The sequence below is a fragment of the Acinetobacter sp. GW821-FHT01E09 genome, assembly GCF_059422385.1.
This window is the reverse complement of sequence record NZ_JBWKWU010000001.1, coordinates 3,979,904-3,994,643: the sequence shown is the minus strand read 5'-3', so window position 1 is coordinate 3,994,643 and position 14,740 is coordinate 3,979,904. Positions and strand designations below refer to the sequence as shown.

The 14,740-nt window shown below is 38.3% G+C and carries 15 protein-coding genes and 1 riboswitch; of the genes, 9 read left to right on the top strand and 6 right to left on the bottom strand.

Annotated features, from left to right (window positions below; translation table 11 throughout):
- Positions 1-9: 9 nt before the first annotated feature.
- A riboswitch (cobalamin riboswitch) is annotated at positions 10-217 on the bottom strand.
- A gap of 142 nt (positions 218-359) precedes the next feature.
- The 8 genes from AC07U8_RS18185 (at position 360) to ygiD (ending at position 8,245) form a co-directional block, all read left to right on the top strand.
- Positions 360-1,010: a phosphoribosylanthranilate isomerase gene (locus tag AC07U8_RS18185; RefSeq protein WP_494738366.1), complete on the top strand. Its 651-nt coding sequence runs from the start codon at positions 360-362 to the stop codon at positions 1,008-1,010.
- Positions 994-2,235 carry a tryptophan synthase subunit beta gene (gene trpB / locus AC07U8_RS18180; protein ID WP_004725964.1) on the top strand — a complete coding sequence of 414 codons (1,242 nt, stop codon included), beginning with the start codon at positions 994-996 and terminating at the stop codon, positions 2,233-2,235. Before AC07U8_RS18185 ends, trpB begins: the two co-directional genes overlap by 17 nt.
- A gap of 153 nt (positions 2,236-2,388) precedes the next feature.
- Complete coding sequence (locus AC07U8_RS18175; protein WP_494738365.1) at positions 2,389-3,108, top strand: CPBP family intramembrane glutamic endopeptidase; 720 nt, start codon at positions 2,389-2,391, stop codon at positions 3,106-3,108.
- A 9-nt stretch (positions 3,109-3,117) separates the two neighbouring features.
- Positions 3,118-3,651: a DUF1543 domain-containing protein gene (locus tag AC07U8_RS18170; RefSeq protein WP_494738364.1), complete on the top strand. Its 534-nt coding sequence runs from the start codon at positions 3,118-3,120 to the stop codon at positions 3,649-3,651.
- Between the two features lie 200 nt (positions 3,652-3,851).
- Entirely contained in the window at positions 3,852-4,040 is a 189-nt protein-coding gene (locus AC07U8_RS18165; protein WP_494738363.1) for a hypothetical protein, read from the top strand.
- A gap of 342 nt (positions 4,041-4,382) precedes the next feature.
- Complete coding sequence (locus tag AC07U8_RS18160) at positions 4,383-6,026, top strand: nitrite/sulfite reductase (protein ID WP_004725972.1); 1,644 nt, start codon at positions 4,383-4,385, stop codon at positions 6,024-6,026.
- Positions 6,019-6,504 carry a DUF934 domain-containing protein gene (locus AC07U8_RS18155; RefSeq protein WP_056512359.1) on the top strand — a complete coding sequence of 162 codons (486 nt, stop codon included), beginning with the start codon at positions 6,019-6,021 and terminating at the stop codon, positions 6,502-6,504. The genes AC07U8_RS18160 and AC07U8_RS18155 overlap by 8 nt, the downstream gene beginning before the upstream one ends.
- 874 nt (positions 6,505-7,378) lie before the next feature.
- Positions 7,379-8,245 (top strand): 4,5-DOPA-extradiol-dioxygenase, encoded by an 867-nt coding sequence (gene ygiD / locus AC07U8_RS18150; RefSeq protein ID WP_494738362.1) that lies wholly within the window; start codon positions 7,379-7,381, stop codon positions 8,243-8,245.
- Between the two features lie 284 nt (positions 8,246-8,529).
- On the opposite strand, the gene AC07U8_RS18145 is transcribed toward ygiD, so the two are convergent.
- From AC07U8_RS18145 to AC07U8_RS18125, 5 genes are all read right to left on the bottom strand, one after another.
- A complete protein-coding gene (locus AC07U8_RS18145) occupies positions 8,530-8,850 on the bottom strand; it encodes a hypothetical protein (protein WP_494738361.1) in 321 nt (106 codons plus the stop codon).
- A gap of 159 nt (positions 8,851-9,009) precedes the next feature.
- Entirely contained in the window at positions 9,010-9,630 is a 621-nt protein-coding gene (locus AC07U8_RS18140; RefSeq protein WP_151802157.1) for a rhomboid family intramembrane serine protease, read from the bottom strand.
- A gap of 83 nt (positions 9,631-9,713) precedes the next feature.
- The gene (locus tag AC07U8_RS18135; RefSeq protein ID WP_494738360.1) at positions 9,714-10,154 is read right to left on the bottom strand and encodes a VOC family protein; all 441 of its coding nucleotides are present in this window, start codon (positions 10,152-10,154) and stop codon (positions 9,714-9,716) included.
- 143 nt (positions 10,155-10,297) lie between these two features.
- A complete protein-coding gene (locus AC07U8_RS18130) occupies positions 10,298-11,233 on the bottom strand; it encodes a mechanosensitive ion channel family protein (protein WP_004725982.1) in 936 nt (311 codons plus the stop codon).
- 14 nt (positions 11,234-11,247) lie between these two features.
- Complete coding sequence (locus AC07U8_RS18125; RefSeq protein ID WP_004725984.1) at positions 11,248-12,069, bottom strand: DUF432 domain-containing protein; 822 nt, start codon at positions 12,067-12,069, stop codon at positions 11,248-11,250.
- Between the two features lie 111 nt (positions 12,070-12,180).
- Between AC07U8_RS18125 and gspE the strand changes: the two genes are divergently transcribed.
- Positions 12,181-13,668 (top strand): type II secretion system ATPase GspE, encoded by a 1,488-nt coding sequence (gene gspE / locus AC07U8_RS18120; protein ID WP_004725986.1) that lies wholly within the window; start codon positions 12,181-12,183, stop codon positions 13,666-13,668.
- Positions 13,669-14,267: 599 nt separating this feature from the next.
- Here the strand turns inward: gspE and AC07U8_RS18115 are convergent.
- Positions 14,268-14,693, bottom strand: coding sequence for an organic hydroperoxide resistance protein (locus tag AC07U8_RS18115; RefSeq protein WP_004817050.1), 426 nt, complete (start codon positions 14,691-14,693; stop codon positions 14,268-14,270).
- Positions 14,694-14,740: the final 47 nt, after the last annotated feature.

Below are 14,740 nucleotides of genomic sequence, written 5' to 3'. Positions count from 1 at the left end.
GAATGATTGAGTTTAAGGGCACAACAAGCTGGTATCCGGACTTAAATATAGAACCTAAAGCGATTCAGATTATTCCACCTTCCCACAAAACATTGCAGTGGTGTAAGTCTTTTGACTTATTAAAGAATAATATTTTCATTTTACCGTTGCGGGGGCAGTGTTGGATTTCCACCAACTTCCCAAAGCCTTAAGCTAGACTTGTTGCATTTGTGTGCAGTATAAAGTTTGTTTAGTGTATAAACAATGTAAAACAGATAATCCTATAGAACTTTAACGCAAGTGAATAAATTTGCTTTACAATGATTTGCTTAAAATACTGAAAAAATCAGTTTGATCTGAACAAATTCGAGTTCAAAGCTATGCGTACCCGTGCCAAAATTTGTGGGATTACACGACCACAGGATATTCAAGCTGCTGTACAAGCAGGTGTGGATGCGATTGGTTTTGTGTTTTATGAACCTAGTCCACGTTATGTCACGATTGAATTGGCTCAGCAATTGGCACAACTTATTCCACCGTATATCAACATTGTTGGATTATTTGTCAATGCCAGCGCACAAGACATTGCACAAGTATTAGAACAAGTGCCTTTGGATATCATTCAGTTTCATGGTGATGAAACTGCACAACAATGTCAGCAGATCGCACAGTATAATAAACGCCGTTGGTACAAAGCGATTCAGATTAAACCTGATGCAAAAAATTTAGATATTATTACGACAATTCAGCAATACCAACAGGCTGGCGCGAGTGCTATGCTTTTAGATGCATGGCATCCTGAACTGAAAGGAGGGACTGGACACAGTTTTGACTGGTCTCAATTCCCTAAACTCGATATTGCTTTAATTTTGGCAGGTGGTTTAAAACCTGAAAATATTGAAGACGCTATACAAACGACTCAAGCGTATGCAGTCGATGTCAGCGGAGGCGTAGAATCCGCAAAAGGTATCAAAGACCAACAACTCGTAGAACGATTTATGCAAGGAGTCCAACGTGGATCAGCAAAGTAATCAACAAAATAGTGTGATTGACTATACCCAATTCCCAGATCAAAACGGGCATTTCGGTATCCATGGCGGACGTTTTGTGTCAGAAACTTTAATGGCAGCTTTAGAGGATTTAGAGAAACTCTATTTCCGTATGAAAGATGATGCGCAGTTTCTGGCAGAATTCGACCGTGATCTCGCTTATTATGTCGGACGTCCTAGTCCGCTTTACTATGCTGAGCGATGGTCGAAAGAGTTGGGTGGTGCGCAAATTTATCTTAAACGTGAAGACTTAAACCATACAGGCTCACATAAGGTCAATAACACCATTGGTCAGGCGCTACTTGCGAAGCTTTCTGGCAAAAAACGTATTATTGCGGAAACGGGTGCAGGTCAACATGGTGTGGCGACTGCAACAATTGCCGCACGTTTAGGTCTTGAATGTGTGGTATTCATGGGCGCAGAAGACGTAAAACGTCAGGCCATGAATGTCTACCGTATGCGTTTGCTTGGTGCAACAGTTGTGCCTGTAGAAAGTGGTTCTAAAACATTAAAAGATGCCATGAACGAAGCGATGCGTGATTGGGTAACCAATGTAGATTCGACTTACTATGTGATTGGTACAGTTGCAGGTCCACATCCATATCCACAATTGGTACGTGATTTCCAATCGATTATTGGTCGTGAAGCACGTAAACAAATTCAAGAGCAAGCAGGTCGTTTACCAGATGCTTTGGTTGCATGTGTCGGCGGTGGTTCAAATGCAATGGGCTTGTTCTATCCATTTTTAAATGATCAAGACGTCAAAATGTACGGTGTTGAAGCCGCAGGTTTAGGCATTGAAACAGGTAAACATTCAGCACCATTAAATGCAGGCCATGTTGGTGTTTTACATGGCAACCGTACTTATTTAATGTCAGATGAGCAAGGCCAGATTATTGAAACACATTCAATCTCAGCAGGCTTGGATTATCCTGGTGTGGGTCCTGAACATAGTTTCTTAAAAGACATGCATCGTGTGAATTATGTGCCAATTAATGATACAGAAGCACTTCAAGGCTTCCGTGATTTGACTCATATTGAAGGGATTATTCCTGCACTTGAAAGTTCACATGCAATGGCCTATGTGACTAAACTTGCGCCAACAATGTCGAAGGATCAAATTATTATTGCGACGGTATCGGGTCGTGGTGATAAAGATTTAATGACTGTTGCACGTATTGATGGTGTTGAAATGGTTGAGATGTAATTCATCTCACTCGATCAATTTAAAAGCCTCTTTTATAGAGGCTTTTTTATTTCTGGACTAGACAGGATCATAGGGAAACTCTACAAAAAGCACATGGAAATCATGAGCTAAATTACCCAAAATTTAATGAAAATAATCGGTTAATTTTTTTATATGCATTTTTTACAACGGGTTCGAGCTGAACCTTTTCCTGAAAAAATTGTCTGGGGATGGAAAGACACATTTGCGATTTGTATCATCCCTTTAATTATTTTAAATGGCTTTATTTTAGAAAAAATATTTGGAATCTCAATCGCTGTTAGTCTGGGCGATACCATTTTAAGAGGCGTGCTGTTTATTTTAGTGTGCTACTTATATAAGGAAATGTTGCTTACGCATTGGCAAAAGTATAAACAGGCCTTTTGGCGCTCAAGTGTCTTAGTGGTGGTTGGTGCAATCGTGTTACAAGTGGTGATCTCGCTGACACGTCAGCTTTTACCCCTCGGGCCGAGTACACAAGAAAAAGACCTGATTGACCCTGAACATATTCCTTTTCTTAGTCTGTTGGTGATTAGCTTGGGGCCACTATTTACTGCGCTTTTAGAAGATATTGTGTTTCGCTATACTTTATTGCAAAAGTTATTTATCCAACCGTGGCTATGGCACATTGTACTGATTATATTGAACTCTATATTATTTGGTTTGATCCATTATCATAATTTTGATGGAAATTTAATCGCAACAATCAGCTTTATGAGTGCAGGTTTATTTTTAAATCTGATCTATTTGTGGACATGCAATATTTGGCATGTATTACTCATTCATTTTTTGAACAATGCCGTATTATCTGTGGGTGGGATTTTATTATTAAAACTTGTTCAAACATTAACTTAGTGACTGAATATGTCTAGTTTATTTATCGTTATGTTGGGTGGCCGTCATGCACGTGCCAATGTTGAAGTTCATGATGTAGTTCTTACCGTGGGCGATTCGCTTGAAGAGGTTTATCCTCAATTAAAAAATGCGTGGTTTGGTGAGCAACAGGGTTTACACATCGACGCATGGCAAAAATTAAATACTTTAGTGTTTGAAAATAAGAAATATCAAATACATTTTACTGATGCGCAACCCAATGCATCAGATCAGAAGCTTTGGCTAATTAATTTAGGCGGCTATGATGCAAATGAGTTTGGTGAGTTACACCGCTATATCTTGATTGTTGCTCAAGATGCGATTGAAGCGAAAGCCAAGGGTAAACAGCATTTTGCAGGGCATTGGCAAAAACCACATACCGATCGAGTTTTAGAGGTCGATGATTGTCTGGCGATAGATCAGGTATATGGCCGTTATGTGCAATTGATTGAAGTAGATTTGAATGCTGATTCTCATGCAGAGCTTGACCAAAGTGTTTGGGAGAATACCTATTTGACCATCTGAGTTGTCATCGCTTGATCTGCTTAAAAAGGGCGCTGTATTGCAGCCTTAAAAGATTAAGCGGATCTTAATTTTAAAAAATTAACATCAATCATTGCATTGCTCTCTCATAATCTAGTTAGTGTAACAACAGAAACTTCGCAATGTTTTCAACAAGTTTACATAGACTAAAAACTCAAACAAAACACTGCGGAGTGTGATCAATGAGCGGTTTATTAGATGAGTTAGGTAAAATTGCAGGTGCAGTGATTGCTGAGCAAAGTGTCGATAAGTTAGATCCTGATGCTGGCTTTCTAGAAAAAGCAGTTGGCGTATTTGCAGGTTATGAAGCCGCAAAAATTGCCGAAGACAAACTAGAAAATAGTGATGAGCAGCAGAAACCAGAGGATTAATTCAAAATTGGTAAACCCAGCTTTGGGCATTGATCTTAATCAATCCTGTATAAGATAAATAAGCTACAGGGTTGAATAAGTTTAGTATTGAGATGATAGCTGTGATCAAAGAGAGGGCATATTCGATATGCTCTTTTTTATTATCTAAAATAAAGATAAGCAATGAAGAAAAACATCCATAACGTAATAAAAGTATGCTTTGCCCGTAAAGCATTGCCAATTCGATCTTTGCACAATGCTTATCAATAAAACCGCTATAAAATATGGAAAAAAAGCATTTCTTTGATAGATCAATACTCGTTATATTGTGCATCGTTATAATGAAACTACTAGCTGTACGCCATGTATTTATATACTGATTTCGATCAGCAACTGATCAATGAACGTGTTGCACAATTCCGTGATCAAACGGAACGTTATTTAGCTGGAAAACTCACTGAAGATGAGTATCGTCCATTACGATTACAAAATGGTTTATACGTACAGCGTTATGCGCCAATGCTACGTATTGCTGTACCTTACGGTTTAATGAACTCTAAACAATTACGTAAAGTTTCAGAGTTGGCCAAAGAATATGACCGTGGTTATGCACACGTTTCGACACGTCAGAACATTCAGTTTAACTGGCCTGCGCTAGAAAATGTGCCTGATATGCTAGAAGGTTTAGCTTCTGTTCAGATGCATGCGATTCAAACTTCAGGAAACTGTATCCGTAATACCACAACTGACCAATATGCTGGTGTCGTTGCTGGGGAAATTGCAGATCCACGCCCGACGTGTGAATTGATTCGTCAGTGGTCTACATTCCATCCTGAGTTTGCATTTTTACCGCGTAAGTTCAAAATTGCAGTTTCTGCACTTGAAGAAATTGATCGTGCAGCAACTTCATTCCATGACATTGGGGTGTATTTAACTCGTAATGAAGCGGGTGAGTTGGGTTATAAAATCAAAGTGGGTGGTGGTCTAGGCCGTACACCTATCATTGGTTCTATGATTCGTGAGTGGTTGCCACGTGAAGATTTAATTGCTTATTTAGAAGCAGTTCTGCGTGTTTATAACTTGCATGGTCGCCGTGACAATAAATATAAAGCTCGTATTAAAATTTTGGTTAAAGCATTAACACCACAAGTTTTTGCTGAAAAAGTTGAAGCTGAATTTGCTGAAACAATTAAAACCTTGAAAGTTCAACCTGAAATTTTGCAAAAATTAGACGAAGAGTTTATGCCGTTTGATTATCAAAATTATGCAGATGAAGATTTCAGTGGCTTATTTGCTGAATATCCAAAGTTTAAACAGTGGTTCAATATCAATACCAATGCACATAAAGTTGCAGGCTATCGTATTGTCACTATTTCACTAAAACGTGCGGGTATTGCACCAGGTGATATGACTGTTGAAGAAATGAATTTGATTGCAGATCTTGCAGACAAATATACATTTGGTGAATTACGGACCACACACGAACAAAATATTTCCTTGGTCGATGTACCACAAAAAGATTTATTTGAATTGTGGCAAACGCTTGAAAAGAATAATCTTGCTCGGGCACATATTGGTTTTATTACCGATATCATTTGCTGCCCAGGCGGTGACTTCTGTTCATTGGCGAATGCCAAATCTATTCCAATTTCTGAAGCCATTACACGTCGTTTTGATGATTTAGATACAGTCTATAATTTGGGTCATATCGACTTGAACATTTCAGGTTGTATGAATGCTTGTGGTCATCACCATGTCGGAAACATCGGTATTTTGGGTGTGGACAAAAAAGGTGCTGAATTCTATCAAATTACCTTAGGTGGAAATGCAGACCATGATGCTTCAATTGGTGATATTTTAGGACCATCATTTGCAGCAGAATCTGTACCTGACATTATTGATGAAATTTTAAATACTTATCTTGATCTTCGTAACGAAGGTGAAGAATTTATTGAAACTTATCGTCGAGTGGGTATTCAACCTTTTAAGGAGCGCGCATATGCTTAATACCGCACTTCAAGTCCTCTCTAAAGATGGCACTGTTGCAGACAATACCTATCAAATCATTGCTGAAGATGGTGTATTGCCACAAGGTGATGTGTTGTTGACTGTTGAGCAGTTGGACCAGCTTGCGAATGTGACGGGGAAAAAAGCACTATTTCTTACCGTAGATGCTTCACCTGAAACCAATGCGTTTCCATTAGATCAGTTAGATGCGATCTTTATTGATTTTGCTGGTTTTAATGATGGTCGTGGTTATTCATTTGCTGCGTTGTTACGTCGCCAAGGCTATACAGGCGATCTTCGTGCAACAGGCGATGTGTTTAAAGATGTTTTGAACTATATGAAGCGTTCTGGTTTCGATACTTTTGTTGTAAAAGAAGGTAAAGATATCCATGAGGCAGCAGCAGGTTTAGGTGATTTTACTCACCCTTACCAAGCATCTACAGCTGTACCAAAAGCGCATTATCAAACAGGTGCTTGATTGTTTTAAGTACTGATTTCGAAATGAAAGCCGAACGAAAGTTCGGCTTTTTATTGTGAGTAATTTTGTTGAATGATTAAATATAAAGGTTTTAGCAAGGACTAAAACTATTACCCTTCTTGAAAACTTACATAATATAGATAAGGTGTTTTTACTGCCTTATATTTTGAAAAAAGTTTTGATCAATTTGCGTAGGCAATGCTCTACTTTTCTTGGGCGAAAAGTAGCAAAAGCCCTTTGTTGGTCAAAGGGGATATCCTTATCGCCCTTGACCAACGGCGGCATCCATGCCGCCAAACGCGATAGCGATGTCAGGTAAAATCGGCTGATGGAAAAAGCAAAAACCATTTAATTTATAACCTGAGTCCGATATAAAATTCTTGATGAAATATGAAATATGAAATATGAAATATGAAATATGAAACTCGGAAACTCGGAAACTCGGAAACTCGGAAACGCCATCCGCAACTGTCTGAGACAGGACTTCATTAATGAAGTGTTGTTTCTGCGACTTATTAAATACGTTGCTGGTGGCCGACGAGTTTTGCAATGAGCAGCGATGTAGCTGCGCAAGATGGTTGCTCTTGCGCAGCTTAGTTCCTAATTCCGAAAGAAAAGATACAAGTAGGGCGAGCCGCAGCTTGATCCTGAAATTGAATGATAGCTCAGTAAGACTCTACAAATATAATTTTTTTCAATAAGTTAAAGATATCGTTAAGTCAAACTCGCGTTATTTATATTAAGTTAATAATATTGATTGGTATAAGATCAAACGATAAATTTAAACTTCATCGTTGCATTTTTGCAATGTTGTAGGCTGGAAAGTCTATGTATCTATAGCAATGAACAGCACATAATTAAATAAAGATGATTCATGGTGGACGAAATGTTAAATCAAACAATGGGTGACTTATCGCTACTCAAAGGCTGGAACGCAACTTTACCCAATACTGAAGTCATGCCTGTACTATTTTTGGGTCATGGCTCACCTATGAATGCGATTCAGACCAATGATTTTACTCGTTCATGGAGTCGTATTGGCGCTGAAATGGGCACACAACCGACAGCAATTTTATGTATTTCTGCACATTGGCTTACCCAAGGTGGTACAGCCGTCACTGCAATGCAACAACCGAAAACCATTCATGATTTTGGCCGTTTTCCTCAAGCTTTGTTTGATGTGCAATATCCTGCTACTGGAAATAAAGCTTTGGTTGAAGCGACAACTGAAGCAATTCACAGTATAGAAGTTCATCATGATCATAGTTGGGGATTAGATCACGGAACATGGGGGGTGTTATGTCATGTATTTCCACAAGCCAATATTCCTGTTGTTCAATTGAGTGTCGACTATAGTCAAGGTGCCCAATATCATTATGACTTGGCTAAACAATTGGCGCAGTTACGTCGTAAAGGGGTATTGATTGTTGCTAGTGGTAATCTCGTACATAATCTGAGCAAAATTGCCTTTGATAAATTTGATGACCATTATGGTTATGATTGGGCTTTAGAAGCTGATGCAAAGATGAAAAACTTCTTAGCGACGCATAATCATCAAGCTTTAATTGACTGGCAAAAGCAAGGTGCTGAGTTTTTATTGTCAATCCCCACACCTGATCATTATTATCCAATGTTATATGCATTAGGTTTGCAGGAAGAGAAAGATGAGTTACATATTTTTAATGATCAAGCCGTCGCTGGTTCATTAACTATGACCTCATTTCGACTTGATCAACATTAATTTCAAATGTTAAAAATATAATAGAAAGGTGACTTCCAGTATTTGCCTTTCTATACGTAGGATTCATTCAAGCTATAAAATGGATGAACTATGTGGCTTCTATCGCTAGTAGTTCGATAGCAGGATTTGTTTGAGCGCAATGGTGGTCTTTATTTGCTGATCATGGCGTTTAGGTGAACCCAGTACAAAGCAATATGATTCTTCTTTATATAAAATATAAAGAATGCTTTATCCTCTATGATTTTTTAAAAACAGTCGTTGTTCTATGTTATTTATTCAAAATACTAATTTCTAAATGAATAATCAAAATTTTTTTCTTTATCAGGAAATTCCCAATATTTTTTGTATAAATCAAATCTATCTATCACCCAGTTTAAACCATAATTTTCCCCATCATTTGGCTTCTTTTTTGCTTTGTTTAGATTGAACAACGTTACATGGATTTCTTTCTGTGTAATCCATCCTAGATTTTGCATATAACTATCGACAACACTAACTGAGTTCCAAAAATCTTCAGGAAAATGAAATGCTTCATTTAATTGATTGATGAATCCATTTTGTGTCAAACACTTTGCTAGATCAACTTCTAGATTAAGTTTTTCCATCTGTAATACCTCTTGAACTTGCGATAATTCTGTCCTGTTAAGCACAAGCTTGAACATAGATTCTCAATTATTAAGTTTTAAGATGATTGCGCAATTTTCAAATATTGAGGTCTTACTTCCTGACAGAGTAGTTTAGACCTCAATGAATCGATATGAAATTTAGAATAACGGCGAATTAATAAATTTATAGAAAAACGCTGTAGCTAATGATGGTTCTAATAATAAAGGAAATAAGAAACCATAGATTGCACCGGTAATATGCGCGCGGTGGTCGATTAATGGTGAATGACCTGAACGGATTGCATACAGGCTATAGCATAAATAAATCGTCCCAAAAATAATCGCGGGCACAGGTAAAATATAGATATAAATCATACCCCAAGGATTAAACAGAATCGCACTAAATAACACCGCATTGACTGCACCCGAAGCCCCTAAACTTCGATAGGAATTTAGGGTTCGATTATGCAAATAGCTGGGAATCGCAGCAATGATGATGGCGCTACAATAAAATAAGACAAAGCCCATACCACTTAAGTAACCACGGAAAAACCATTCAACATTTCGTCCAAAGAAGTACAAGGTAAACATATTGAAAAATAAATGCATACCATCTTTATGGATAAAACCATGGGTTAAAAAGCGATCATATTGACCATGCTTAATCGCTGAAACATTGAAAATCAAGCGATTCATTACATTGCGTTGTTGCCAAGCAATAAAAGAAATCGCAAGTGTGATTAAAATAATCAGAAGGGTATGGGTAAGACCAGTGATCATATTGTTATAAATGACGTTGTTATCGTAATAGCAATATAACCTATATCATTGTCAATCAATAGGCTATCGCAATATTCTATTCATTATCCTTCATTCAGTTGGCAGTTCACCATCCAGCGAATACCAAACTGATCGGTGAAAGCAGCATATAAAGCACCCCAAAATGTAGGTTCTAGTGCCATTTCAATATGACCATTGGTGGAGAGTGCTGTAAATAATCGCTGAGCTTCATCCGCTTCGTGAGCTTCTAAGTTGATCGAAATATAATGGTTGGTGCCTTTGCTGAATGGCGCACTATTAGGTGCACAGAACTGCTCGCTGGTGTCTGAACCCATCAATACGGTAAACTCATTAATCGGTAAAGAAACATGTAAAATATAGTTTTTCTCTTGGTCTGGCACTTGGACATCGGGCAGTTCGGAATAGCGTTTTAAAAATGAAAATTCACCGCCAAAAACAGATTTATAAAAATTAAAAGCAGCTTCGGTCTGGCCTTCAAAGTTTAAATAGTGATTGAGTTGCATTGTGATTGTCCATTTTGTTGTTTTGAAGTGATTAATTTATCAGCTCATGGTTTAAAACTTGATGAATATTTTGTAATTGAAAACAAAAATCCCTCAATCATAAATGAGGGACTTTTGTTTTCTAGATTATCGCTTTGGTCTGCTTAAAGCTGTTTATCTTGTTGTTGCTCTAATTTTAAATCCTGTTTATTGGCATAACCATCAATATCTTCATTTTGAAGAACTTCATTTGGATTTGGACGATCTACAAAACCAATTTTAGGTACAGGAATTTCAATCTGATTTTCCACAAAACGATTGCGGATTAACTCATGAATTTCATCTTTGACTTGTAAGTAGTTTGCTTGCATACACCACAGCGCAAATAAAATTTCAATGGAGGATTCTCCAAAGGCAGAAACAGTAACACGCGGTTTAGGATCTGCTAGAACTAATGGGTAATCGTTGGCAACATCAATTAAGACTTCACGAACTTTATTGATGTTCTCATTAAAGTTAATTGCAACTGTGATCGACAATCGCCGTATCGGGAATTTTGATAGGTTATGTACAGGGGCGCGAATCAACTGCTCATTGGGGAGGCGCACATAGACATTGTCCATGGTCAAAAGTTTCACTGAAAGTAAGTCAATCGAAATCACTTCACCTTCAATGGTATGTCCACGAATCAGGGTGATTTGAATTGTATCGCCAACCTCAAATGAACCTTCGCCAATTAAAAATAAACCACTAATTAAGTTCGATGCAGAAGTTTGTGAGGCAAAACCCAATGCAACAGTTAAAATCCCTGCTGCGCCTAAAAATACGCTGAGTTTAAAGCCCGCTTCTTTTAAGCTGGCAATCACAAACAGTAAGAAAATAAAATAAAAAATACCTCTACGCCAAACCAATCGTTGATGCGCATTAAAGCGCGCACCGATGGTACGGATAAAGGTATTGGAAATGACACGTGCTAGCACAAAACCTACAAAGCAGAGGATCAGAGCAACAGCGATTTCACTTAAGCGGTCGACATTTACATTGGTAAAGATGCCTTTTAGGCTATTGGCAATGTCTTTGGGAATATTGGATTCAGCCATTTTTACCTCATCCCTTAGAAAAATGAATCAAACATATTGAACAAAGCGCCGCCTGGTGAGCGTGGCGGATGTACATAAATCACTTCGCCGGCCAAAGGTGGTGTACGGTTTTCAATTCTTACACGGGCAGGGCGGTCATTGCCTTCATACACGACCTTGATTTGTGATGTCCATAAACGTCCTGTGCTTTCACTATAAAATAAAGGTAGTGCAGGAACAGGCACATTCATACGGTCAAATCGAAGCTGATGGCTACTGACATTGTGGAAATCAATCGGTGTTACTGCACGAAAGGCACGTGGACGTAATAAATTTAATTCGGTACGACCGTCGACTGAGGTGGCATAACACATTTCACCTGTACGGTGATCAGGGCCAAACCATGTATCCTTAGGTAAAATTACAGGAATATCAAATAAGGGTTCTTTTTGGGCTTGTACAAAACCTGAAATCCACAGTGGTGTACTGATATAGAGTGTGCCGCGTTGACCTGCCGGAATATAAATTGGATCGACAGGACGAATTACTACAGAGCGGTCAGCTAAACGGGGCATAAGTTGAAATGCTTTATGGGTCTCGCGAAACATATAGCGTTCAACATGTACAGGTTCAGGAAAACCAAAGTTTACATCATGGATTTTATGCCATTGCTGCTCATAGTCATATTGGAATTTTGGACGATAATATTCCAAGCGCCATTCTTGTAAACCACGAGTAATGCGCATCATCATAGAACCAAATTGCCATGCTTTGGATTGGTTCAATTCAAACAATTGTTCTCCCCACCACTTTAAATCAGGGAGTTCTGGTTCCAGATGTTCTTTCTTCTTAGACAAATGTGTTTATCCCATTCATAAAATCATCATCAAATCTTTAACAAACAGACTTCACGCTGTCATGAGCATAGAGTACACTCAAAGCAATTTAAATCATTAATATAAGTTGTAATGCAAGTTCTCAAACAATTACAAATACCATATAGTTTTGCAAAACGGCATGGAGTGCTGTTGCGTTATGAAGGTGATCAAGTTTTTATTGTTCGCCGTCAGGATACCGCACAAATTGCGATTCAGGAAGCCCGCCGCTATCTCGGTCGTACAGCACAACATCAATTATGTAATGAAACTGAGTTTAATCACATGCTCAGTTCAAGCTATGCTGGTGAAACGGGCGAATCGCAACAGGTTGCCGCTGGTCTTGAAGATCACCCTGATCTATTGAGTCTGGCCGATCAGATTCCTGAAACTGAAGATTTGATGGATCAGGAAGATGATGCGCCAATCGTGCGACTCATCAATGCTTTATTGTCTGAAGCGATTCGAGTCGGGGCTTCAGATATTCATATTGAAGCCTTTGAAAAGAAATTATCTGTTCGCTTACGGGTAGATGGGCAATTGCGTGAAATCGTACAGCCTCGTCGTGAACTTGCGCCATTGTTGGTATCGCGTATTAAAGTCATGGCAAAACTCGATATTGCAGAAAAACGTATTCCACAAGATGGTCGTATTTCTTTACGTCTTGCAGGACGTGAAGTCGATGTCCGTGTTTCGACCTTGCCATCGTCGCATGGTGAACGTGTCGTTATGCGTTTGTTGGATAAACAAGCGGGTCGACTCAACATGACCCATTTGGGTTTAATGAAGCCTGACTATGAGCGTTTAACGCAATTGGTTCATCGTCCACATGGCATTATTCTTGTCACTGGCCCTACAGGTTCGGGTAAAACGACGACTTTGTATGCCGCGCTTTCTGATTTGAATGATGGCTCTAAAAATATCCTCACAGCTGAAGATCCGATTGAGTATCAACTTGAAGGGATTGGGCAGACTCAAGTGAATACCAAAGTAGATATGACTTTTGCCCGTGCGTTAAAAGCCATGCTGCGCCAAGATCCAGATGTGGTGATGGTGGGTGAGATTCGTGATTTGGAAACGGCTGAAATCGCAGTTCAAGCGTCTTTAACAGGTCACTTGGTTTTATCTACACTACATACCAATACGGCAATTGGTGCTGTGACCCGTTTAAAAGATATGGGAATTGAACCCTTCTTATTATCCAGTTCATTGATTGGGGTAATTGCCCAGCGTTTAGTTCGGACATTGTGTTCTCATTGTCATACATGGCGTGAAGCAGATGACTTTGAAAAAGATGTATTTAAACCTGTGAGTTTGGAATCGAATTTAAAACTGCCTGTGCCGAATGGCTGTGATTTTTGTTCCCATACCGGCTTTACAGGACGAACTGCGATTTATGAAATTGTACCGATTGATGAGCAGATGCGCCGTTTGATTCATGGTAATGCAGCAGAGTATGAACTTGAAGAATATGCGCGTAAAGATGCAGGTTCAATTCGAGATGATGGTTTACGTAAAGTATTGGCGGGTAAAACCACAATGGAAGAAGTTTTACGTGTCACCAATGAAGCGGCTGAGTAACTGAAAACTATTTGTCTATCTTTTTAAATTTTTCTCAGAGTATGCTTTAGGCTTTATAATTTAAGCTATAAATTCTATAGAGCCTTTAGTTACTTTTATAAGTATGATTTCTGGTTGATTCTCAGGTGTTAAAATAATCTGCTTATTTATTAAATTCGAAATATTAATCATGTAGTTAATGGTTTTTTAATGATCTTGTAGCGAATTAATTTCTTCTGGATTAATATCATTTTCAATTTTGTCTACTAAGAACAAATAATTATTGATTTGAATGTTATCTAAATAGAGATTTACATGTGAACATAGATTGTGGGTGTCATTCAAGCACTCTTGAAGGACTTCAAAATTAATTTGATTCTCATTCTTTTGTGTCTGCTGGTTAAACCATTTGATTTTATAATTTTCATTTACAAAGACAGTCCATTTTTTTAGGTCGTCAATATTAGTATCGAATATATAAAGGTTTCTCAGAGTACCATCGCAATAATATATTTTATCTTTTAGTTCTGCCCAGTATATAAAAAGTCAACCAGAAAAATAAAAGTAAGCATTAACCCTACCTAAAAATAAGTTATTTTTAGGTAGGGTTCATCATAACATTAAACAATCACATTTAATGTCACATCAATATTGCCACGAGTCGCATTTGAATATGGGCAAACGATATGTGCAGCATCTACTAATTTCTGTGCTTCTTCTTGCTCTAAACCTTCTAAATGAATATTTAAAGTCACTTGAATACCAAAACCAGTAGCGATTGGACCAATACCAACATCACCTTCGATATAAACATCTGGGGTAATTTTTAGATGATCACGATTCGCAACAAACTTCATCGCACCAAGGAAGCAAGCAGAATAACCTGCTGCAAAAAGTTGTTCAGGATTGGTACCACCACCAGCACCACCCATTTCTTTAGGCACTGCTAATTTAACATCTAAAATTCCGTCTGATGATGTTGCACGACCATCACGACCGCCAGTTGCTTTTGCATGTGCTGTATAAACCACTTTTTCTAAAGACATCGGAAATCATCCATTTTTGATTGCGTTCAATTATATCGTATACGATA

Bases quoted from the DNA above. Each gene is read 5' to 3' on its own strand.
- AC07U8_RS18185 (WP_494738366.1), top strand. From the start codon at position 360: ATGCGTACCCGTGCCAAAATTTGTGGGATTACACGACCACAGGATATT.
- AC07U8_RS18175 (WP_494738365.1), top strand. From the start codon at position 2,389: ATGCATTTTTTACAACGGGTTCGAGCTGAACCTTTTCCTGAAAAAATT.
- AC07U8_RS18170 (WP_494738364.1), top strand. From the start codon at position 3,118: ATGTCTAGTTTATTTATCGTTATGTTGGGTGGCCGTCATGCACGTGCC.
- AC07U8_RS18165 (WP_494738363.1), top strand. From the start codon at position 3,852: ATGAGCGGTTTATTAGATGAGTTAGGTAAAATTGCAGGTGCAGTGATT.
- AC07U8_RS18160 (WP_004725972.1), top strand. From the start codon at position 4,383: ATGTATTTATATACTGATTTCGATCAGCAACTGATCAATGAACGTGTT.
- AC07U8_RS18155 (WP_056512359.1), top strand. From the start codon at position 6,019: ATGCTTAATACCGCACTTCAAGTCCTCTCTAAAGATGGCACTGTTGCA.
- ygiD (WP_494738362.1), top strand. From the start codon at position 7,379: ATGGTGGACGAAATGTTAAATCAAACAATGGGTGACTTATCGCTACTC.
- AC07U8_RS18145 (WP_494738361.1), bottom strand. From the start codon at position 8,850: ATGGAAAAACTTAATCTAGAAGTTGATCTAGCAAAGTGTTTGACACAA.
- AC07U8_RS18140 (WP_151802157.1), bottom strand. From the start codon at position 9,630: ATGATCACTGGTCTTACCCATACCCTTCTGATTATTTTAATCACACTT.
- AC07U8_RS18135 (WP_494738360.1), bottom strand. From the start codon at position 10,154: ATGCAACTCAATCACTATTTAAACTTTGAAGGCCAGACCGAAGCTGCT.
- AC07U8_RS18130 (WP_004725982.1), bottom strand. From the start codon at position 11,233: ATGGCTGAATCCAATATTCCCAAAGACATTGCCAATAGCCTAAAAGGC.
- gspE (WP_004725986.1), top strand. From the start codon at position 12,181: ATGCAAGTTCTCAAACAATTACAAATACCATATAGTTTTGCAAAACGG.
- AC07U8_RS18115 (WP_004817050.1), bottom strand. From the start codon at position 14,693: ATGTCTTTAGAAAAAGTGGTTTATACAGCACATGCAAAAGCAACTGGC.